20 protein-coding genes and 1 tRNA gene are annotated in these 20,706 nt (G+C 65.1%); 4 read left to right on the forward strand and 17 right to left on the reverse strand.

What is annotated here, in order from left to right; genetic code table 11:
* Positions 1-5 precede the first annotated feature (5 nt).
* Together U0029_RS12605 and U0029_RS12610 are read left to right on the forward strand one after the other, a co-directional pair.
* Positions 6-1,454 carry an N-acyl-D-amino-acid deacylase family protein gene (locus tag U0029_RS12605; protein ID WP_114851772.1) on the forward strand — a complete coding sequence of 483 codons (1,449 nt, stop codon included), beginning with the start codon at positions 6-8 and terminating at the stop codon, positions 1,452-1,454.
* A 269-nt stretch (positions 1,455-1,723) separates the two neighbouring features.
* Entirely contained in the window at positions 1,724-2,704 is a 981-nt protein-coding gene (locus tag U0029_RS12610; protein ID WP_114851771.1) for a Bug family tripartite tricarboxylate transporter substrate binding protein, read from the forward strand.
* A gap of 59 nt (positions 2,705-2,763) precedes the next feature.
* Here the strand turns inward: U0029_RS12610 and U0029_RS12615 are convergent, their stop codons facing one another.
* From U0029_RS12615 to U0029_RS12675, 13 genes are read right to left on the reverse strand one after another with little or no spacing between them, the layout of a single operon-like run.
* Positions 2,764-3,627 (reverse strand): isocitrate lyase/PEP mutase family protein, encoded by an 864-nt coding sequence (locus U0029_RS12615; protein ID WP_114851770.1) that lies wholly within the window; start codon positions 3,625-3,627, stop codon positions 2,764-2,766.
* A 13-nt stretch (positions 3,628-3,640) separates the two neighbouring features.
* The gene (locus tag U0029_RS12620; protein ID WP_114851769.1) at positions 3,641-5,038 is read right to left on the reverse strand and encodes an FAD-dependent oxidoreductase; all 1,398 of its coding nucleotides are present in this window, start codon (positions 5,036-5,038) and stop codon (positions 3,641-3,643) included.
* Positions 5,035-5,643, reverse strand: a complete 609-nt coding sequence (locus tag U0029_RS12625; protein WP_114851768.1) for a cysteine hydrolase family protein — start codon at positions 5,641-5,643, stop codon at positions 5,035-5,037. The genes U0029_RS12620 and U0029_RS12625 overlap by 4 nt, the downstream gene beginning before the upstream one ends.
* Before the next feature lie 25 nt (positions 5,644-5,668).
* Positions 5,669-7,714, reverse strand: coding sequence for a hydantoinase/oxoprolinase family protein (locus U0029_RS12630; RefSeq protein WP_114851767.1), 2,046 nt, complete (start codon positions 7,712-7,714; stop codon positions 5,669-5,671).
* Positions 7,711-9,381: a hydantoinase B/oxoprolinase family protein gene (locus U0029_RS12635; RefSeq protein ID WP_012416641.1), complete on the reverse strand. Its 1,671-nt coding sequence runs from the start codon at positions 9,379-9,381 to the stop codon at positions 7,711-7,713. Before U0029_RS12635 ends, U0029_RS12630 begins: the two co-directional genes overlap by 4 nt.
* A gap of 10 nt (positions 9,382-9,391) precedes the next feature.
* Complete coding sequence (locus tag U0029_RS12640; protein ID WP_012416640.1) at positions 9,392-9,892, reverse strand: LeuD/DmdB family oxidoreductase small subunit; 501 nt, start codon at positions 9,890-9,892, stop codon at positions 9,392-9,394.
* Entirely contained in the window at positions 9,889-11,157 is a 1,269-nt protein-coding gene (locus U0029_RS12645; protein WP_012416639.1) for a 3-isopropylmalate dehydratase large subunit, read from the reverse strand. The genes U0029_RS12640 and U0029_RS12645 overlap by 4 nt, the downstream gene beginning before the upstream one ends.
* A 2-nt stretch (positions 11,158-11,159) precedes the next feature.
* Positions 11,160-11,870: an ABC transporter ATP-binding protein gene (locus U0029_RS12650; protein ID WP_012416638.1), complete on the reverse strand. Its 711-nt coding sequence runs from the start codon at positions 11,868-11,870 to the stop codon at positions 11,160-11,162.
* Positions 11,867-12,622, reverse strand: coding sequence for an ABC transporter ATP-binding protein (locus tag U0029_RS12655; RefSeq protein WP_039051607.1), 756 nt, complete (start codon positions 12,620-12,622; stop codon positions 11,867-11,869). The genes U0029_RS12650 and U0029_RS12655 overlap by 4 nt, the downstream gene beginning before the upstream one ends.
* Positions 12,615-13,586 (reverse strand): branched-chain amino acid ABC transporter permease, encoded by a 972-nt coding sequence (locus U0029_RS12660; protein ID WP_169507407.1) that lies wholly within the window; start codon positions 13,584-13,586, stop codon positions 12,615-12,617. The genes U0029_RS12655 and U0029_RS12660 overlap by 8 nt, the downstream gene beginning before the upstream one ends.
* A 2-nt stretch (positions 13,587-13,588) precedes the next feature.
* A complete protein-coding gene (locus tag U0029_RS12665) occupies positions 13,589-14,461 on the reverse strand; it encodes a branched-chain amino acid ABC transporter permease (protein WP_114851766.1) in 873 nt (290 codons plus the stop codon).
* A gap of 2 nt (positions 14,462-14,463) precedes the next feature.
* A complete protein-coding gene (locus tag U0029_RS12670) occupies positions 14,464-15,669 on the reverse strand; it encodes an ABC transporter substrate-binding protein (RefSeq protein ID WP_012416634.1) in 1,206 nt (401 codons plus the stop codon).
* Between the two features lie 16 nt (positions 15,670-15,685).
* Positions 15,686-16,483 carry a GntR family transcriptional regulator gene (locus U0029_RS12675; RefSeq protein WP_012416633.1) on the reverse strand — a complete coding sequence of 266 codons (798 nt, stop codon included), beginning with the start codon at positions 16,481-16,483 and terminating at the stop codon, positions 15,686-15,688.
* Positions 16,484-16,765: 282 nt separating this feature from the next.
* On the opposite strand from U0029_RS12675, the gene U0029_RS12680 reads away from it, so the two are divergent.
* Together U0029_RS12680 and U0029_RS12685 are read left to right on the forward strand one after the other, a co-directional pair.
* Positions 16,766-16,936, forward strand: coding sequence for a BrnT family toxin (locus tag U0029_RS12680; protein ID WP_236824233.1), 171 nt, complete (start codon positions 16,766-16,768; stop codon positions 16,934-16,936).
* Positions 16,917-17,195: a BrnA antitoxin family protein gene (locus U0029_RS12685; protein WP_114851764.1), complete on the forward strand. Its 279-nt coding sequence runs from the start codon at positions 16,917-16,919 to the stop codon at positions 17,193-17,195. Before U0029_RS12680 ends, U0029_RS12685 begins: the two co-directional genes overlap by 20 nt.
* A 505-nt stretch (positions 17,196-17,700) precedes the next feature.
* Here U0029_RS12685 and U0029_RS12690 read toward each other — a convergent pair.
* From U0029_RS12690 to pstC, 4 genes are all read right to left on the reverse strand, one after another.
* Positions 17,701-17,777: transfer RNA gene (locus U0029_RS12690), tRNA-Pro, on the reverse strand.
* Positions 17,778-17,894: 117 nt separating this feature from the next.
* Positions 17,895-18,671, reverse strand: a complete 777-nt coding sequence (pstB, locus tag U0029_RS12695) for a phosphate ABC transporter ATP-binding protein PstB (RefSeq protein WP_012416630.1) — start codon at positions 18,669-18,671, stop codon at positions 17,895-17,897.
* Between the two features lie 27 nt (positions 18,672-18,698).
* Positions 18,699-19,556 (reverse strand): phosphate ABC transporter permease PstA, encoded by an 858-nt coding sequence (gene pstA, locus U0029_RS12700; protein ID WP_012416629.1) that lies wholly within the window; start codon positions 19,554-19,556, stop codon positions 18,699-18,701.
* A gap of 14 nt (positions 19,557-19,570) precedes the next feature.
* Complete coding sequence (gene pstC / locus U0029_RS12705) at positions 19,571-20,584, reverse strand: phosphate ABC transporter permease subunit PstC (RefSeq protein ID WP_114851921.1); 1,014 nt, start codon at positions 20,582-20,584, stop codon at positions 19,571-19,573.
* Between the last annotated feature and the right edge of the window lie 122 nt (positions 20,585-20,706).

Raw genomic sequence — 20,706 nt, forward strand, 5'->3', positions numbered from 1 at the left:
AAAAAATGCCACCACTCTACGACACCGTCATCCGAGGCAGCCAGGTCATTGATGGCACCGGCAGTCCGGCCATTGCAGCCGACGTAGCGATACAAGACGGGTTTATCGTCAAAATCGGCGATTTATCGGGAGTACAAGGCCGCAACGAACTTGCCGCAGATGGGCTGACCCTCGCACCCGGCTTTATCGATGCCCACACCCATGATGACCGGGAGCTGCTTTCCAATGGGGCTATGACCCCGAAGGTCAGTCAGGGAGTGACCACGGTCATCGGGGGCAATTGCGGCATTTCGCTAGCGCCCATGGCCGCGGGGCTAACGGCGGCGCCCGTTCCGCCGCTCGATCTGCTTGATGCAACGGGTGACTGGTATCGATTCAAGACCTTCCGAGCTTACTTGGCCGCCCTGCAGGAACAGCCCGCGGCCACAAACTGCGCGATGCTGGTCGGGCACACGAATCTGCGGGTGCTGGAAGTTTCCGATCTCTCTCGCCCTGCCTCAGGCCCGGAAGTGCTTAGGATGCGAGCCCATGTGCAAGAAGCCCTTGAAGCCGGCGCAATCGGTGCATCGACAGGGCTGGCCTATGCGCCCGCAATGGCCGCATCCACCGAAGAGGTCATCGAGGTCTGCCGGCCCTTGACCGCGGCTCAGGGACTGTACTGCACACACATGCGGGACGAGGGCGATCACATTGTCGACGCGCTTTCAGAAACGTTTCGCGTCGGAAAAGAACTGGGCGTGCCGGTAGTCATCTCGCACCACAAGCTGGTAGGGGCAGCCAACCACGGGCGGTCAGTGCAGACGCTCGACATCATTCGACAGCAAATGAAAGCGCAAGCTATCTGCCTGGATTGCTACCCCTACAACGCATCGTCCACGGTGCTGACCCAGACCTTGGTCGCCAATGCCGCCACGACGCTTGTGACGTGGTCCAAGCCCTATCCGCAATATTCTGGCCGCGACATCAAGGATATTGCGCGGGAGTTGGAATGTTCGGTCGCCGAAGCGGTGAATCGCCTACAGCCCGCTGGCGCCGCCTACTTCCGCATGGATGACGGGGACGTGAATCGAATTCTTGCTTTCGAACCCACCATGATCGGCTCGGATGGATTACCCCACGACCAGACGCCACACCCTCGCTTATGGGGCACGTTTGCGCGCGTGCTGGGGCACCACTCCCGGTCTTTGAAGCTGTTCTCCTTCGAGGCCGCGGTCCACAAGATGACCGGGCTTACCGCATCGCGCTTTGGCTTGAAAAACCGCGGCGTCATACGAGAAGGCGCTCACGCCGACCTGGTCCTGCTGAACGCGGAAACAGTCATCGATCGCGCGACATTCAAGGAGCCGACGAGGCCTGCAATCGGTATTCACACCGTCTGGACCAATGGCGTGCCGGTCTGGGAAGCGGGACGAACGACTGGCAAGCGGCCTGGCCAGGTCCTGCGCAGAAGTTAGCAGTAAAAGCCAAACTCGCGTTGCGGACTTAGCCGCACACAGGCGCTTCGCGAGTCGTAAAGCGTATCTAGCAGCAGCAAGCAAGGGGAGCCACCGCATCAGCCGGTAAAGGCCGGGGCATGTTGCCGGCGAAATACGGGCGGCGACGGTGGCGAGCAAGCGCAGGCGTTGCGAAACACCTGCCTTTTACAAAAAAGTTTCGATCCAGCCGTCAGCCGCCATTCGCTGTTTTTCGGATCAAGCGGCATCGGCAACTTCACGGAGCACTTATGACAAGCCGCCGCAGTTTTCTTACCACTCTCGCCGCCGCAGGCGTCCTTCCCTGGGTCCGGATGGCACACGCCGAACCGGGCTTCCCCTCCAAGGTAGTCAAGATCGTAGTGCCCTATACGCCGGGAGGCGCACCCGATCTGATCGCCCGCGTCCTCGCTTCAGAATTGGGTAAGCAATGGGCACAATCTATCGTTGTGGAAAACAAACCCGGTGCTGGCGGTAGCATTGGCACCGATTACGTTGCGCGAGCCGATGGAGACGGATATACGCTGCTGAGCGGCGGCGTGGGCACCCACGCTATCAACCCGGTGCTGTACAAAAACATCCGCTACGACCCGGTTAAGGACTTCACGCATCTCACACTGGTCGGAAACGTCGCGAATATGCTCATCGCCAACGAGAGCTTTCCCGCCAACAACCTGGATGAGCTGGTCGATCTCGTTCGGAAAAACCCAAACAAGTTTGCCTACGGAAGCCCCGGCAACGGCACGTCTCCTCACTTGGCAGGAGAACTGTTTTGCCAGATGACGGGTTTAAAGCTGGCGCATATCCCCTACAAGGGCAGTGCCGGCGCCCTGAACGATCTGATGGGCGGACAGATTCCACTGGCTTTCGACAACCTGACCGCCAGTCTTCCGTTCGTAAAAGAGGGGAAGGTCAAGGTCTTTGCCGTCACGACGAGCGAGCGCTCGCCTCTGCTCCCCGATGTTCCCACCTTTTCCGAAAGCGGCGTTCCCGGCTATGAGCTGTCCGCATGGGCGGGTATTTTCGCCCCCAAAGGCTTGCCGCCCGCGCTGGCCGCGAAGATCAGTGCCGACATCGGCAACATCCTGCAAAAACCGGCGGTCAAGGAGAAACTCTTGACCCTGGGTGTGCAGGCCAGCCCGAACACACCCGAGGCATTCACCGCCTTCGTCAGCAATGAGGGCGCCAAGTTCCGCAAACTCGCGGATCAGGCCAACCTACAGCTCGGTTAGCGCTCGCGACGCCGGCGCTTGCCGGCGGCGCGATCTCGACGGTGTGCGCTGGGCCGGCCTCAGCCCTCGTAGCGCCGTCCCCGCTCCAGCAGCTCGGGCGTACCAATGACCGCGTTCAAGCCGTCGAAATCCAGCATGCTCTCGCGCCACGGCGCAGTCGTGCCGTGCTGGCGCAGGCTGGCGTAATAGCCCTGCAAGGTGTGCGCCACAGCGCGCGCCGTGCCGCCCGGGAAGATCACGATGCGGAATCCCAGCGCGGCCAGGGCGTCGGCGTTTTGCACCGGGGTCTTGCCGCCTTCGACCATATTGGCCAGCAAGGGAGCGCGATGCGCAAACCGGCTGCACGCCGCCTGCATCTGCTCGGGGGTGCGCAGCGCTTCGATGAATAGCGCATCCGCGCCCGCTTCCAGATACGACTCGGCGCGATCCAGCGCGGCTTCCAGGCCTTCCACGGCCAAGGCATCGGTGCGCGCCAGGATCAAGGTCGAGGCATGGACGCGCGCATCCGCTGCGGCTCGCAGTTTGCCGCGCATTTCTGCCGCAGGAATCACGCTCTTGCCGTCCAGGTGACCGCAGCGCTTGGGAGAGGTCTGATCCTCCAACTGGATCATGGCGGCGCCCGCGCGCTCCAGGCCGCGCACCGTGCGCTGCGTGTTCAAGGCGTTGCCAAAACCCGTATCCGCATCGACGATGACGGGCGTTGCCACCCGCTCGGTGATGCGGGCCAGCGTGTCCTCAACTTCGCTATAAGTGGTCAGCCCGATGTCCGAGCGGCCCAACCGCGCATAAGCGATCGAAGCGCCCGACAGATACAAGGCCCCGAATCCCGCCTGCTCGGCGATCAACGCAGACAAGGCGTCGTAAACGCCGGGAGCCAGCACGGCGCCGCCGGCCAGCTGTGCTTGCAGATTCTGTTTTTGCATGGTCAGTTGTATCCTAGGAAAACTCGCGGCCCAGCAAGGATGCGGCCGTCGCGGCGGCGATATGGCCGCCCGCCACGGCGCTGAGCAGGCCGTTGCCAGACAGATAGCCGGACACCTCATTACCCGATACGCCGCGTGCGGCGCCGCCCGCGGCCAGCAGGTTCGGCAGCGCCCTGCCCGCCTGATCCAGCACGCGGCAATGCGCATCGATGTCCAGCCCGCCCTGCGTATGGAAGAGCGCGCCAGTCACCTTGACGGCGTGGTAGGGCGCCAGCAAGGCGCGCTCGAAGCGCCGGCCGTGCGCGTCGGAGATGCCGGGCGCCGCGTCCGCCAGGGTCTGGCGCAACACGCCGGCGTCGCAGCCGATCAGCGCCGCCAACGCCGCGCTGTCCGCGCAGGTCTTGAGCGCCTGCCCCGCCTCGGCCTGGACAAAATCCGGAAAGCCGCGCGCCAGGGCCAGCGTACGGTCATCGAATACATTCCAGGCCACCCCGCCAGGCTGCGCCAGCACATGGACGGCGGCCTCGGAATAGCCATGGGTTTCGTCGTGGAAACGGCGTCCCTCGCGGTTGATCTGCACCCCGCCGTCCATCATCACGGCCCAGGAGATCAACGCGCCCTGGGGCGTGGCCCAGGAGCCGTGGCCCTGGTAGCCGCCCATGTCGGCCAGACGCGCGCCCAGCTGCGCGCCCCATTCGATGGCGCTGCCATCGTTGCCGACGTGGCCGCCGTAGACGGCCTCGCGCATGGCCGGCAAATGCTGGGCGACCATCGCCGCATTGCCGCCAAAGCCATTGCAGGCCAGCAGCAGCACGTCGCAGCCGATCACGTCGATAGAGCCGTCCGGCCGCTCGCAGCCTACTGCGGTGACGCGGCCGTCCTCGTCCGTCCAAATCTGCCGCGCCAGGGCGCGGGTCAGCAGATAGGCGCCGGCCTGCGTGGCGGCGCGCTCTAGCGCGGCGACCAGGGCCGCGCCGGTGCGCTCAGGCAGGGTGTGCATGCGGCGGGCGGTGTGGCCCGGATAAAGAAAGCCATCGAGCACCTCGAAGGTCAGGCCATGGCGCGCCAGATTGTCCAAGGCGGCGGCGGACGCGCCCGCGTAGGCGGCGACCAGATGCTCTGCCGCCGCGCCGCCGGCCTTGGCCTGTATGTCCGCGACAAAGCGCAGCGCGTCGTCCTCGATGCCGGCAGCATGCTGGGCCGCCGATCCCGCTGCGGGAATAAAACCCGAGGACAAGGCGGTAGAGCCGCTGGGCGCGGCATCGCGCTCGATCAGCACGGTTTCGATGCCGGCATCGGCCAGGCGCAGCGCAGCGGTCAAGCCGCAGGCGCCCGCGCCGATGATGGCTATCGGCACATGCACCGTGACCGCGTCGGGCGCGGCCCCGCGCAGGACCTGTGGCGCGCTCACGAGGCCAACCTGCCGAGCAAATCCTGGCAGGACAGCACGTCGGCCACGGTGCGCAGATCCGCCAACGCGGCGTCGTGCATGGCCGGTGTGGGCGCCGCGCAGCCATCAGCCAGCACCGCCACGTGGTAGTCGCGCATATGGGCGTCGCGCGCCGTGCTGGCAACGCCGCCGTTGGTGACGATGCCGGCGATCACCACGCTGGAAATGCCGGCGCGGCGCAACACCCAGTCCAGCTGGGTGTTGAAGAAGGCGGAATACGCCACTTTCCAGACCGACACGTCCACCAACCCGTCCAGCTCCGACACATTGGCCTGTCCCGGCGAACCGGCGACGAAATCGCCCTTGCGCAGGAAGGGACGTAGCTGCCTTAGGTGAGGCGAGATCATGGGTTCGCCCTGCGCGTCCGGCCACAGGGTGAACTGGCTGGCCGCCACAAAGCCGCCCTGCTGCTTGAGCGCGCGGGCCACGGGCGCCACGCGGGCCGGCAGGGCGCGCGCCTGCGGGCTGACCGCGCCGCCGCGGTCGTAAGCGCCGCCAGGCGCGAGGAAGTCGTTCTGCAGGTCGATGATGACCAGCGCGGTACTACGGGGGTCGAAGGCAGACATGGGCCGCTCCTGGGATGGGTTCACACTAGGCCTGGCGGGCGATCAGCAGATTGCCCAGGGTATCCACCTGGCCGACAAAGCCCGGCTCGATCCAGATCGTGGTGTCCGGCTGCTCCAGAATGGCGGGCCCCGCCACTTCGGCGCCTACCGGCAGGTCCAGGCGGGCGTAGCGCACGGCGTCATGCCATTGCCCGTCGTGGAAGACGGCTTGCGTGCCCAGCGCGGCTGGCATCTCGGTGCTGGTCGGGGCCAGCAGTGCCAGGTCGAACTTGGGCCGCTGGCCGATGCGCGCATAACGCAGGTTCAGGATGCGCACCGCGATGCCTTCCAAGCTGCGGCCGAAGGCGGCGCGGTAGGCGCGATCGAAGGCCGCGCCGATGCCGGCGCGGTGCAGCTCGCCGCGGCCGATTTCCACCCGCACGGTATGGCTCTGGCCGACGTACAACATATCCAGCTCGATGCTTTCGTGTATGCCCTCGAAGCTCACGCCGGCGGAATCCAGCCGCTCCTGGCAGGCCAGCGCCAGGCCGTCGATGCGGGCAAGCAGATCGTCCGCGTCCAGCGCATCCAGCGCCACGTTCAGCGTCTGTACGCCATCATGACGCATATCCGCCATGACGCAGCCCAGGGCCGAGGTGACGCCCGGATAGCGCGGCACGATGCCGCGGGCGGCATCCACCTCATTCATCATGGCGCAGACATGCAGCGCGCCGCCGCCGCCAAACGGCATATAAGCGAATTTGCGCGGATCATGGCCGCGCTCGATGGACACGACGCGGATCGCGCCCGCCATCTTGGCATTAGCCACGGTCAAGATGGCCTCGGCCGCAGCATGCACGTCCAGACCCAGCGGCTTGGCCACGTGCTCCTCGATGGCGGCGCGCGCCAACTCCACGTCCATCTGCGCCAGCAGGCCACCGCCCAGCGGGCGCTCGGCCGCGATGCGACCCAGCAGCACGTTGGCGTCGGTCACGGTGGGCCGGGTATTGCCCCGGCCATAGCAGGCCGGCCCCGGGATGCTGCCGGCGGACTCGGGGCCCACCTGCAGCAAGCCGCCCGCGTCCACGCTGGCGATCGAGCCGCCGCCCGCGCCTATGGTCTCGATCTGAATCATAGGCGCGCGCACCACCATGCCGAAGTCGATGGCGGTCTGCGCGGACAGCGAGGCATTCCCGCCCGCCACCAGCGACACGTCGAACGAAGTGCCGCCCATATCGCCGCTGACTACGTTAGGAAAGCCGGCGGCGCGCGCGATAGCGGCGCAGGCGATCACGCCCGCTGCCGGTCCGGACAGCGCGGTGCGCACCGGCACGTCGCAGGCAGTCTGGCGCGACATCACGCCGCCGTTGCTCTGCACCACCAGCAGCTCGCCGCCGAAGCCGTTGTCTTTCAGGTCCGATTCCAGCCGGATCAGATAGCTGCCCACCACCGGTTGCAGCGAAGCGTTGAGCGCCGCCGTGGAACAACGCTCGAATTCGCGGATCTCGGGCAGCACCTCGGTCGCGGCGGTGACATTGCCATTGGGCCACAGCGCGCGCACGCAGGCCGCGGCCTGCGCCTCGTTGACGGGGTTGGCATAGGCATTGACGAAAAACAGGCAGACTGCGTCGCAGCCCTGCTCCAGCAACTGCCGGGCCGCGGCCTCGACCTGGGCCAGGTCCACCGGCGTATGTACCGTACCGTCGGCCAGCACCCGTTCGTCGACCTCGAGCCGCAGATCACGCGGCACCACAGGCTCATAGTTGCCGCGCAGGCCCCAGGTCTGGGGCCGGTCGCGCCGGCGCATTTCCAGCACGTCGCGAAAGCCCGCCGTGGTAATGATGCCGGTACGCGCCACCTTGCGTTCCAGCAGCGCGTTGGTGCCCACCGTGGTGCCGTGCACGATGGTGGCGATGGCGTTCGCGCCATCGGCCACGCGGGCAATGCCATTCATAAAGCCGCGCGCTTCCTCGCCACGGGTCGAAGGCACCTTCACTACGCGGGCGCTGCCTGCGGCTTCGTCCAGCACGAATATATCCGTAAACGTGCCGCCCACGTCCACGCCTACCACCAAGCCTTGTGCCGCGCTCATGCCGCCTGCTCCTTCAGATTTTCACCCACATAACCCATCTTGCGGTCGTGCTCGCGCGCCGCCTGCGTGCGCGCGGCAGGCTCGCCGTAGCCGCCCCCGCCTGGCGTCTCCAGACGCACCCGCTCACCGCGCTTGAGCTGGATGCCCCGCATCTTCGAACTCATGGGTGGGGTCTGCCAACCGCCGTCCTGCTGATAGCGAAACACGTTCAGCGCCGCGTCCCCGCCACCGGCAATGCCCTTGGGCTCGCTGCGGCCGCGCTCGCCGAAGATGAAGGCCTCGGCGCTGTCTTCCAGCAATTCGATTTCATAGATGGCGCCCAGCCCGCCGCGGTGCTGGCCGTCGCCCGCCGAATCCGGCCGCAGCGCCCATTGGGTGAAACGCACGGGATAGGCCGCTTCTAGGATCTCTAGCGGCGGGATAGTGGCCGTAGAGATGGGCGCGTTGCCGTGGCTGAGCCCATCGCCGTCCGAATGGCCGCCATGGCCGCCGCCAAAGAAGCTGAACATCACCCAGCGCTGGCCGCGTCGGGCTTCATCGCTGCGATAGCCGGCGATCGACAAGGCATTGATGGTGCCGTAGGCCTGCGCCAGCGCACGGCCGGGCTCGGCCTGGGCCATGGCGCAGAAGATCACGTCGATCATGCGCAGGATGGTTTCGGTATAGCCGCCCACCGGCCGCGGGCGGTCGGCCGAGATCACCAGGCCGTCCGGCAGCACCACCTCCACCGCGTCCAGCACGCCGGCATTGGCCGGCACGTCCGGAAAAAGATGCTTCAAGGCGACATAGCAGGCCGCGATCGCCGTGGCGCGAGAGATGTTCACCGGGCCGGCGCAGGCCGGCGAGGTGCCGGTGAAATCCAGCGTCAGGCGTTCGCCGTCGACCCTGAGCTTGAGCGCGATGCGCAAGGGCTGGTCGCGCACGCCGTCGTTGTCCAGCATGTCCTCGAAGGCGTACTCGCCGTCGGGCAGCCGCGAGATATGGTCGCGCATCAGGCGGCGCGCCCGCTCGCGCAAGGTGTCCAGCGACTCCAGCACGGTGGCGTCGCCATATTCATCGAGCAAGCCGTCCAGCCGGCCCGCCCCCAGCTCCAGCGCTGCCAGCTGGCCGTTCAAGTCGCCCCACAGGCTGTCGGGCAGGCGGGTATTCGCCTTCAGAATGGCCAGCACATCCAAGTCCAGCACGCCGGCGCGCACGATGCGCACCGGCGGAATCTGCACGGCTTCCTGCCAGCACTCGGTGGCGGCCGGGTTGTAGTTGCCCGGCACGGCGCCGCCCACGTCGTGCCAATGGGCCGCCGACGCCAGAAAGCAGAACAGCTTGCCGCCACGGAATACCGGACGCACCAGTTTGAAATCATTGGCGTGGGTGCCGCCTTCATAGGGATCGTTGAACAGCCATACGTCGCCGTCGACCATGCCGCCGCGCTCGGCGGCCGCCTTGGCAGCGGCCTTGACGGCGAAGGCCATCGCGCCCACGAACACCGGCAGGCCGGACTTGCCCTGCACCAGCGTGGCGCCTGTGGCTGCGTCGTACATGCCATGGCAGGCGTCATGAGCTTCGGCGATGATGGGATTGAACGCGCTGCGGTACAGCGTGGCGTCCATTTCGTCCGCAATCTGTTCCAGGCGGCCCTTGAGGACCGCGAGTGTGACGGGATCTAGCATGATGTCCTTCCTAATGAGTCTTGCGCTGTTTCAGCAGATTCAGCAGTCCGCCGGCCTGCACCATTTCCAGCAGGAAGGCGGGCACGGTGTCGCAATGCAGTTCTGGGGCTTGGCCCCCGGCGCGGCGGATGCGGCCGGCGGCGGGGTCCAGGGAGATGCGTTCACCCTCTTGCAGGGTTTCGGCCTGCTCGCAGGTCAGCAGCAGCAGGCCCACGTTGAAGGCATTGCGGAAGTACAGGCCGTTGATGGACGGCGCGACGACCGCAGCGACGCCCAGGCGCACCAGCGCCGCTGCCGCCTGCTCGCGCGAGGAGCCGATGCCGAAGTTGGGCCCCGCCACCAGCACGTCGCCAGGCCGGACATTGGCGGCGAACTCGGGCCGCACCCGTTGCAGGCAATGGCGCGCGATCTCGTCGATGCCGAACTTCATGTAGGCGCCCGGCGCCAGCGCGTCAGTGTCGATATCCGCGCCCACGCGCCAGACGCGGTGCGTCACAGACTGCTCGCTCATGCCATGAACTCCCGAGGATCGGCGATGCGGCCGGCCACCGCCGACGCCGCAACCGTATAAGGCGAAGCCAGGTAGACCTGGGCCGTTTCCGAGCCCATACGCCCCTTGAAATTACGCGCCGTGGTGGAAATGACGCTGGCGCCGTCGGGGATCGAGCCGCCATAGCCGGCGCAAGCGCCGCAGGACGTGGCCAACACGTCCGCGCCGGCCTCGCGCAGCGCCTGCATCACGCCTTCGGCTTCGGCCTGACGCTGATCCTGCTGGCTGGCCGGCGCCACCATCAGCCGCATGCCGGCGGCCAACCGCCGGCCGCGCAGCACGCTGGCTGCGGCGCGCAGGTCCTCAAGCTTGGCGCCCGTGCAGGCGCCGATATAGGCGACCTGCAGGGGCACGTCGGCATATTGATCTACGTCGCGGGCATTGGCCGGACTGTGCGGAGCGGCCACCTGCGGCGCCAGCGCCGCGGCGTCGAAATCCTGCCATTCGGCCGATACGCCTTCGTCACTGCACCAGCGCGCCAGATCCAGTTCCTCCGTCACGCCCGCCTCGCGCAAATAGGCCGCAGTCGTTTCGTCGGGCGCGATCAGGCCCACCTGCGAGCCCAGTTCGGCGCTCATGTTGGACAGGGTCATGCGCTCCTGCATGGACAGCGCGCGCACCGCTTCGCCGCAGAATTCCACCGCCTGGTAGCGGCCGCCGTTCATGCCGTAGCGGCCTATCATGCGCAGCATCATGTCCTTGGCCGTCACGCCTTCCGCCAGGCGGCCGTTCCAGCGCATCATGAGGGTCTGGGGCACCTTCACCCAGATCTGCCCGGTGACCGCCACGCCTAGCATCTCGGTGCTGCCGATGCCGAACATATAGGCGCCGAACGCGCCGCCGGTGGGCGAATGCGAGTCCCCGCCCACGCAGAACATGCCGGGGCGGATATGGCCGTGCTGCGGCACCACCACGTGGCAAATGCCAAGCGAGTCGTAGACATTGGGCAGCCGCTGTTCGGCCGCCCAATCGCGCGCGATGCGCACGATGCGGCGCGACTCGTCATCGGATTCGGGCACGTAGTGGTCGATAACCAGCACCACCTTTGATGGGTCCCACAGTTTGGCGCCCAGCTCCTCCAGCATGGGCTGCAGGCGGCGCGGGCCGCTAGAGTCATGGAACATGGCCAGGTCGACCGCACAGGTGACGATCTCGCCCTCGGCGACGGACGAACGGCCACAGGCCGCCGCGATCAGCTTCTGGGCCAGCGATTGAGGCTCAGCCATCGCTACATCCCGAGATAGGCCCGGCGCACGTCGTCGCTGGCCATCAGTTCCGAACAGGCGCCGCTATAGCGCACCGCCCCGTTTTCCAGCACATAGGCGCGCTGTCCCATCTCCAGGGACTGGCCCACGTTCTGCTCGACCAGCAGGATCGCCAGTCCCTCGCTATGCAGGCGTCCGATCAGGCCGAACAGCTCCTCGACCATCAGCGGCGACAGGCCCAGCGAAGGTTCGTCAAGGATCAGCAGGCGAGGCTCGGCCATCAGGCCCCGGCCGATCGCCAGCATCTGCTGTTCGCCGCCCGACATGGTGCCGGCCAGTTGCGCCAGGCGTTCACGCAGGCGCGGGAAGATGTGCAACACCTTCTCCAGATTGGCGGCGCGGCGCTCTCGTGCCCGGGTGAAAGAGCCCAGCTCGAGGTTTTCTCGCACGCTCAGGTTAGGAAACACGCGCCGGCCTTCCGGCACCTGGATCAGCCCGGCCTTGACCACCTCGCGGTAATGGCGGCCGGTCAGGTCCTGTCCCTCGAAGCGCACCGTGCCGCCCCAGGGCCGGCACAGCCCGCAAACCGTGTTGTTCAAGGTGGACTTGCCCACGCCGTTGCTGCCCAGCAGCACCACGATCTCGCCCTGGTCCACCCGCAGGTCGATGCCGCGCAACACTTCCATGCGACCGTAGCCGGCGCGCAAGCCCTGGACTTCCAGCAGCGCGCTCATGCCGGCGCTCCCTGCGCGGCCAGCCTGGCCGCCGCGCCCTGGCCCAGATAGGCCTCGACCACCGCCGCATCGCGGGTGACCTCGCCAGGCGTACCCGAAGCAATCAGCCGGCCCTGCGCCAGCACCCATACCTGCTCGGCCAGGCTCATCACCGCGCGCATCACGTGTTCGATCATCAGCACGGTCACGCCGTCGTCGGTCAGTTTTTTCACCACCGGAATCATCTCGTCGATCTCGCTGGGGTTGAGCCCTGCCAGCACTTCGTCCAGCAGCAGCAAACGCGGCCGCGTGGCCAGCGCGCGCGCCAACTCCAAGCGCTTGCGCCCCGCCACCGTCAGGTCCGCCGCCGGACGGTCCAGCAAGGCTTGCAAGTTGACGCGGGCGGCCACTTCCTCGGCCGCGGCCAGCGCCTCGCGGCGATTGCCCAGGCGCAAGTGCGCGCCCACCGCGATGTTCTGGCGCACCGTCTGCGCGCCGAAGGGTTGCACGATCTGGAAGGTGCGCGTCAGTCCCAGCCGCGCCGACTCGTGCGGCGGGCGGCCGGTGATGTCGGCGCCGCCGAAATGCACCGAACCGGAGCCGGGCTTGAGAAAGCCGGACAACAGGCCGAACAGTGTGGTCTTACCCGCGCCATTGGGACCGACCAGGGCCGTCAGCGAACCCTGGCGCACGTCCAGGCTCACGTCCTGGACCGCCTTCAGGCCGCCGAAGGTGATGGACAGATTGCGCGCTTGCAGCAGAATCTCAGACACGGGTGCGCTCCTTGGCGTTGAACAAACGGCTCAGCGCCTGTCCGCTGCCGGTGATGCCGCGAGGCAGGAACATCACGATCACGATCAGCACCACGCCGTAGATGACCATGCTGATGCCCGGCAATTCGCCGAACAGGTTGCGCGTCAGGTCGCTCAGCGCATGCAAGGTGACCGCCCCCAGCAGCGGTCCCCACAAGGTGCCCAGCCCGCCGACGATGGCGCCCACCAGGGCTTCCACCGACACCGCGGTACCGAAGGCGATGCCCGGATCGATGTACTGGAACACCTGCACATAGAAGGCGCCCGCCGCGCTCATGAAGGCCGCCGACAGCGCGATGCCGCCAAGCTTGACCCGCAGCGGATTCACGCCGATGGCGCGCGCCGCGTCCTCGTTGTCGCGCACCGCCTGCAGATAGGCGCCGAAGCGCGAATGGCGCAGCCAGGCCGTGACCAGCAGCGCCAGCAGCACGAAGCCCAACAACAGGTAGATGTAGCCGCGGCGCGAACCGAACTGCATATTCGCCACGCCCTCTTGCAACGGCAACATCAGGCCCGCGCCGCCCCCGGTGAACGACACCGACAGCGCCAGGATGCGGAACACCTCGGCGAAAGCCAGCGTCACCAGCGCGAAGTAGGAACCCTTCAGGCCATAGCGGAACGTCAGCCCCCCCACCGCCAGCCCGACCAGCGCGCCCAGCGCGATAGCCATGGGCAGCGCCAGCCAGGGATTGATGCCCAGGTTCAACTGCGCCAGCGCCTGGGCATAGGCGCCCACGCCGAAAAACAAGGCGTGGCCAAACGACAGCTGCCCGCCATAGCCGCCCAGAATGTTCCAGGCCTGCGATAGCAGGGCCGCGTACAGCGACATCATCACGAAGGTCAGAGCCACGCCCGACTCCGTCAACGCGGTGGCGGCCACCAGCGCCGCGCCGAACAGCGCGATAGTCAACAAATCCTTGCCCATGCTCAGCCCCTCGCCCCGAACAGCCCCTGCGGGCGAAACAGCAGCACCGCGATAAAGATCGCGAAAATGCCCATCTGGCCCAGCGAGTCGCCCAGGAACAGGCCCCCGATGGACTCCACCACCCCGATCAGCAAGCCGCCGACCAACGCGCCCACGAAGCTGCCCATGCCGCCCAGCACCACGATGGTGAAAGCCACCAGCACGAAACCGCTACCCACCTGCGGATTTACGTAATAGGCCGGCAGCAGGAAGCAGGCCGCCGCGCCCAGGCAGGCCATGCCTATGCCGAACGACAGCGCATAGACCTTTTCCACGTCGATGCCCATGAGCTTGGCGCCCTGTTTTTCCTTGGACACGGCGCGGATCGCGCGGCCCAGATCCGTGCTGCGGATAATCCAGAACAGCACCGCTGCCACCGCCAGCGCGCCGCAAAAGGCGATAATCTTGGGCAAGGCGATCATGGCCGGCCCGATCTCTACCGTCGACAGCGTGTAGGCAGTCTCGATGGTGCGCGTATCCGACTTGAACCACACCAGCGCCAAGTTCTCCATCACGATGGCCAGGCCCAGCGTCACCAGCAGGATGTTCTCGTCCTTGCCGTGGCTGGCGCGGTTAATCACATAACGCTGCAAGGCGTAGCCCAGCGCGAACATGCCCGCCACCACCAGCGGCAAGGCGGCATAGGGATCGATGTTCAGGCGGTCCTTGAGCAGGTACACGGCGTACAGCGCCACCATCAAGGCCGCGCCCTGAGCGAAATTGATGATGTGCAGCACGCCGTAGATCAAGGTCAGGCCCAGGGCGATCAGCGCGTACACCGCGCCCGTGGTCAGGCCGTTGAGCACCGAGGAAAAGAGGATGGCGGGATCGAGCACGCTCAGGCCTTTAGCGGAAAGATGGCGTCGGCCTGGCGGTAGTCTGCCGGGATGACGACCTTGATGTCGCCGCCGATCACCTGCGTCAGCAAGGGCTGCGCGCCGGTGTTCTGGCCGTCCACAAACTTGGTCGGGCCATAGGGCATGATGTGGTCCGCGAAGGTGCTGGACGCCAGAGCCTCGGTGATGGCGGCGCGGTCGGCGGACTTGGCGCGTTCCAGCGCGTCGGCCAACAGCATCATCGCGGTATAGGTCATGAAGACCTCGTAGCTGAAGTAGGCGCCCTTCTCCTCGACGCGCGCCTTCAGCGGCGCCACGCGCGCATCCTTGGGATTGAACCAGTGGTTGCAATCGATGATGCCGTTGGCGATATCGGGGAATTCTTTAAGGAATTTATAGCTGGAGGCCGCGCCGCCCAGCACCGAGTAGATTGCCTTGGGCTGCACCTTCTGCTGCCTCATGGCACGCAACAACAAGGCGTATTCGTTGTAGTAATTGGCCGGAATCACGATATCCGGATTGAGAGACTTCATGCGCAGCACGATGTTGTTGAAATCGCGGGTCGGATTCGGGTGCTTGACCACGTCCTTGACCTCGAAGCCGTGCTGCGGCAGCGACTTCGACAGCAGCGCCGCGGTGCCAGTGCCGAACAGCGAATCCTCATGCACGATCATCACGGTCTTGGCGGGCCTGCCCGCAGCGTCGTTCAGCGCCGCCAGGTCGGTGATGGCGCGTTCGCTAGAAGCGCGGTAGCCCGGGCCGAAACGGAAGGTGTTCTTCAGGCCACGCTCGACGATCTGGTCGGCCACGCCCACGTCCACCACATGCGGCAGGTTGTACTTGGCCGCGGTCTGCGTCGTGGCCAGACAGATCGCCGAGGCGTAGGCGCCGACGATGGCCGACACGCCCGCCTCGTTCATCTTCTCGACCTCGGCCGAGCCCGCCTCGGGCCGCGATTGCGCATCGCCCAGCACCGCTTCCAGCGGCGCGCCGCCCAGCGACTTGATACCGCCGGCCTTGTTGATATCCTCGATCGCCAATAGTGCGCCAAGGCGACATTGCTGGCCCGAATAGGCCAGCGCTCCCGTCACCGGGTGCAGGACCCCGATCTTGACGGGCTTGGCGCTCTGGGCGCGGACCACCCAAGGCGCCGAAACTAAGGCGGCAGCGGCGGCGGATTGATAGAGGAAGGTGCGGCGCGAATTCATGGACGATCTCCGGGGGTCAATGGAACTGGGCGGATAGCTCTTCGCTGACCCAGACCTTGGCGTCGATGCTGCCGACGCGTGAAAGCAGCAATTGGTACTGATAGCGATCCGGCCGGTACAGGCCTTGCAGAAGTTGCACGGGCCGTTCGTTCACATCGCACACGATGCGCGTCACGGCCAGCAGCGCGGAACCCACGGCCACGTCCAGGTGACGCGCCACCTGCGCGTCGGCCAGCCGCGCCGATATGGTCTGCGTGGCGGCGCCGAACTCCACGCCGGCCGCCTCCAGCAGCATCAGCAGGGGTTCGCGCTCCAGGTCCTCGCGGGTGAAGTCGGCCACGGCCTGCGGCACATAAGTCGTGATATGAGACAAGGGGCCCGCCTCGGTGCTGCGTACCCGCAGGCTCTTGTGCACCGACGCGCCCGGCGCAAGATGCAGCGCTTCGGCTACCAGGGGCGGCGCCGACACCAGCGTGCTGTCCAGCACCTGCGCCGACGTGCGCAGGCCCATGTTGACGATGTTTTCGAGCAGGCCGGTCAGATTGGCCTTTTGCGGCGGGCCGGCCTTGGGCGCGCTGGCGGGATTCGCCGCCGCGCGCAGCGGCCAAGTGCCCAGACCGGGCCGGCGCGACACCAGGCCATCGGCCACGAGCATCTCCATCGCCTTGCGGATGGTGATGCGGGCGACTTCGAACTGGTCGGCCAGCGCATGTTCCCCCGGCACGCCGTCCTGATCGAAACGCCCCTCCTGCACCTGTTCGCGCAGGACGAGGTAGATCTGGTGATACTTCGGTAGCGGTAGTGAGGTTCCCATGGCGGGAACTCTAGGGGTGTCCTAATGTATCGTCAATGGAACAAATGCCATGGCAACTTGTTCCATCGGGAAAACACTGAGGGCGCCGATTCGATGCGATTGCGGCCGCCTTGCTTGGCGTCGTAAAACGCGCGATCGCTGCAGCGGCCCCGGTGAGCGGCCCGCTCACGAACCGCTCGGCGCCTCGCGCGACCTTAAGGCCAAGGCAGCAGACCGACTACGTGGCTCAAACCACTGACGTTTGAACTGGTTCATGGCTTCGATTGGAACGGCGCGCTGGTCATTGAAGATGCCCGCCAGGGCTACAGCGAAGTTCGCTACCAAACCCTGGGCAAGGTTGACGAACGGCTTTACATGCTTGTATTTACCGTGCACGCCGAAGCCATCCGCGTTATCCGCCTGCGTAAGGCCAACAGCCGAAAGGTAGCCCGCTATGAAAAAACCCAATCCTGAAATGATCGACAAGGACAGCCCCGAATGGGGCGAGGCGGAACTCGCCCGCGCCAAGCCCGCATCCGAGGTGTTGCCTACCGCGCTTCAAGCAAAGCTCGGCCTGCGCCGCCGTGGGCCGCAAAAGTCCCCGACCAAACAGGCTGTCACTATCCGGCTCTCGCCCGAAGTGCTGGATACCTTCAAGGCATCCGGGGCGGGCTGGCAGACTCGTATTGATGCGGCGCTAAAGGACTGGCTCAAAACGCACCGGCCCGCTTAATCGAAAACTGGCCGAAGTTTCTTCTCCAGCCCGGTCGCACGATGACTCACTGTCTCGCGCTAGGGCCAGGGCTAGGCTGCGAGGCAAAAAGGCAGTTTTCGGGATCATATCCACCCAACTTAAAGACCCCGATAGCAGGTCTGCTCTGCGCGCGGCTCAGGCCAAGCTCTGGACTTCGCGTCAAAAGACGCGATGCGTCTGGATAGCCCGTATCGGTAAGCTAAAGGACGTTATCGGGCTGGCCAAATGGACTGTCTACGACCTGATCAAGAAAGGCCCGCATCCGGTCCAACTACGTGCTGGCCGCGTGGGGTGGCGCGCTACCGACCTACAGCGCTGGCTGAATGACCGGCCGACTACCGACGCGATCCCCGAAACTTGACCGAATTCAGGTGGACCAACAGAAAGGCCCCAACCTCGATGAGATTGGAGCCTTTTTTTCAGGTGGCCGGTCCACCTAGAGACTTTTCTTGCACTGCGGGAATCTGAAGACCCGCATGGATATTGGTCGGGGCGGCGGGATTCGAACTCGCGACCCTCTGCTCCCAAAGCAGATGCGCTACCAGGCTGCGCTACGCCCCGAAGGCAGGCACTATAACAGATGCGGACTCACATAGGGGCCAGAGAATGTCCTAAGCGATCCGCCACCCATACAAAACCCCCGGCAACGGCGGCGGCATCGCTGGGCGGGGGCTGGCATCAGCCGAAACGGCCAGTGATGTAGTCCTCGGTTTCCTTGCGGGCCGGTTTGACGAAAATCTGGTCGGTGGCGCCGAATTCCATCAGCTCACCCAAATACATATAGGCCGTGTAATCGGAGCAGCGGGCGGCCTGTTGCATGTTGTGGGTCACGATAACGACGGTGTATTCATGCTTGAGCTCGGCGATCAGCTCTTCGATCTTGGCCGTGGAAATGGGGTCCAGGGCGGAACAGGGCTCGTCGAGCAGCAGCACTTCAGGCTTGATGGCCACGCCGCGTGCAATGCAGAGGCGCTGTTGCTGGCCGCCCGACAGGCTGTTGCCGCTTTGATGGATTTTGTCTTTGACCTCGTTCCACAGCGCAGCCTTGGAGAGCGCCCATTCCACGCGCTCGTCCATTTCCCCCTTGGAGAGTCGCTCGAACAGACGTACGCCGAAGGCGATGTTGTCGTAGATGCTCATCGGAAAGGGGGTGGGCTTTTGAAAAACCATGCCGACCTTGGCCCGGATCAGGGAAATATCGGTCTTGGAAGTGAGCAGGTTCTCGCCGTCCAAAAGGATTTCGCCCTCGGCACGCTGGCCGGGGTAAAGCTCGAACATGCGATTGAAGGTGCGCAGCAGCGTGGACTTGCCGCAACCCGAAGGGCCGATAAAGGCGGTGACCTTGTTCTCGCGGATCGACATATTGACGTTGCGGATCGCGTGGAATTTGCCGTAGTAGAAGTTGAGGTTCTTGACCTCGATCTTGGACTTGACGGCTTGTGCGGTGTTTTCCATGTGTTTTCCTAGTGCCGATACGCAGACTTACGACTTGCGGAACATATTGCGGGCAATGATGTTGATCCCCAGCACCAGCAGGGTGATCAGCGTGGCGCCTGCCCAGGCCAGGTTGTTCCAGTCCTTGAAGGGGCTAGCGGCGTACTGATAAATAACGACCGGCAGGTTGGCCATGGGCGCGTTCATATTCCATGACATGAATTGGTTGGATAGCGCCGTGAACAGCAGCGGCGCGGTTTCACCGGAGATGCGGGCAATGGCCAGCAACACGCCGGTGATGATGCCAGTGCGGGCGGCGCGATAGCAGACCATGGTGATCATGCGCCACTTGGGGCAGCCGAGCGCGGCGGTCGCTTCGCGCAGGCTGTTGGGGACGAGCAGCAGCATGTTGTCGGTCGTGCGAACCACCACCGGGATCACCAGGATGGACAGCGCCAGGGCGCCGGCCCAGCCGGAGTAATGCCCCACCTGCGCCACATACACGGCGTAGATGAACAAGCCGATGATGATGGACGGCGCCGACAGCAACACGTCGTTCAGAAAGCGCGTGGCGGGCGCCAGCCAACCGCGCTGGCCGTACTCCGCCAGGTAGGTGCCTGCCAGAATTCCGATCGGCGTGCCGATCAGGGTGCCTACGCCAGCCATCAGCAGGCTGCCGACAATGGCGTTGATCAGGCCGCCGCCCTGCCCCGGGGGAGGGGTGATTTCCGTAAACAGCGTGTACGACAGCGCAGGCGCGCCTTTCACCAACAGCGTCAGGATGATCCAGAACAGCCAGAACAGACCAAACAGCAGGGCTCCCAGGGAGACGGTGAGCATGCAGCGGTTGACGATGCGGCGGCGGCGATACACGCCGTTTTGCATATTGAGTGCGGATTGAGCCATGTGTATTCCCCCGGTCAGGTCTTGAGGCCTTCCGAGGCCGAGAGGCGAGCCAGCAACACCTTGGACAGCGCAAGCACAACCGTGGTGATGAGGAACAGGATCAGGCCCAACTCCAGCAAGGCGGCCTTCTGGATGCCGCCTGCTTCGTTGAATTCGTTGGCCAGGGCCGAGGCGATGGAGTTGCCCGGCGAGAACAAAGAACCCGACCAGCGAAAGGCATTACCGATCACAAAGGTGACCGCCATGGTTTCACCCAAGGCACGGCCCAGGCCAAGCATGACGCCGCCGATCACGCCCGATTTGGTAAACGGCAGCACGACTCGCCACATCACTTCCCAGGTTGTGCTGCCCAGTCCATAGGCGGACTCTTTGAGCATGGGCGGCACGAGTTCGAACACATCGCGCATCACCGCCGCAATAAAGGGGATGATCATGATGGACAGGATCAGGCCTGCGGTGAAAATGCCGATGCCGAAGGGCGGGCCCGCGAACAGGCTGCCGACCACGGGGATGCTGCCCAGTGTGGCGATCATCAGGGGTTGCACGTATTGCTGGAACACGGGCACGAAGACAAACAGGCCCCACATGCCATAAATAATGGACGGGATGGCCGCCAGCATTTCAATGGCCGTGCCCAAAGGACGGCGCAGCCAGGCAGGGGCAAGTTCGGTCAGGAATACCGCAATGCCGAAGGACACCGGAATGGCGATGGCCAGCGCGATAAACGAGGTCAGCAGGGTGCCGATGATGGGCACGACTGCGCCATAGCTTTGCTGGACCGGGTCCCAATCATTGAGCCACAAAAAAGACAGGCCGTATTTGGCCAGCGATTCACGGCTGCCATAGACGAGAGAAGCCAGAATCGCCGCCAACAGGATAAACACCAAGAAGGCGAACAGGCGAGTCAGGTTCTTGAAAAGCGCATCCATTAGCGCATTACGGTTTTGCTTCATAGGCGAAGGCGTGCCGGTGGTTGTGTCCGCCTTGCCGGTTGGCAGCGGCACACTATTATCCATTACCGCGCTCATGGAGATGCTTTCCTTTTGACGCCGCAACAAGAGCTGAAAAAGAAGGGACTGCGACAAGGCCAGGTGCTGCCTGCGGGAGAGCCTGCCGGCCTCTGCCCGCTGGCAGAGGCCACACTCCAGGC

The sequence above is a fragment of the Bordetella avium genome (genome assembly GCF_034424645.1).
In the GTDB taxonomy this organism is placed as follows: Bacteria; Pseudomonadota; Gammaproteobacteria; order Burkholderiales; family Burkholderiaceae_B; genus Bordetella; species Bordetella avium.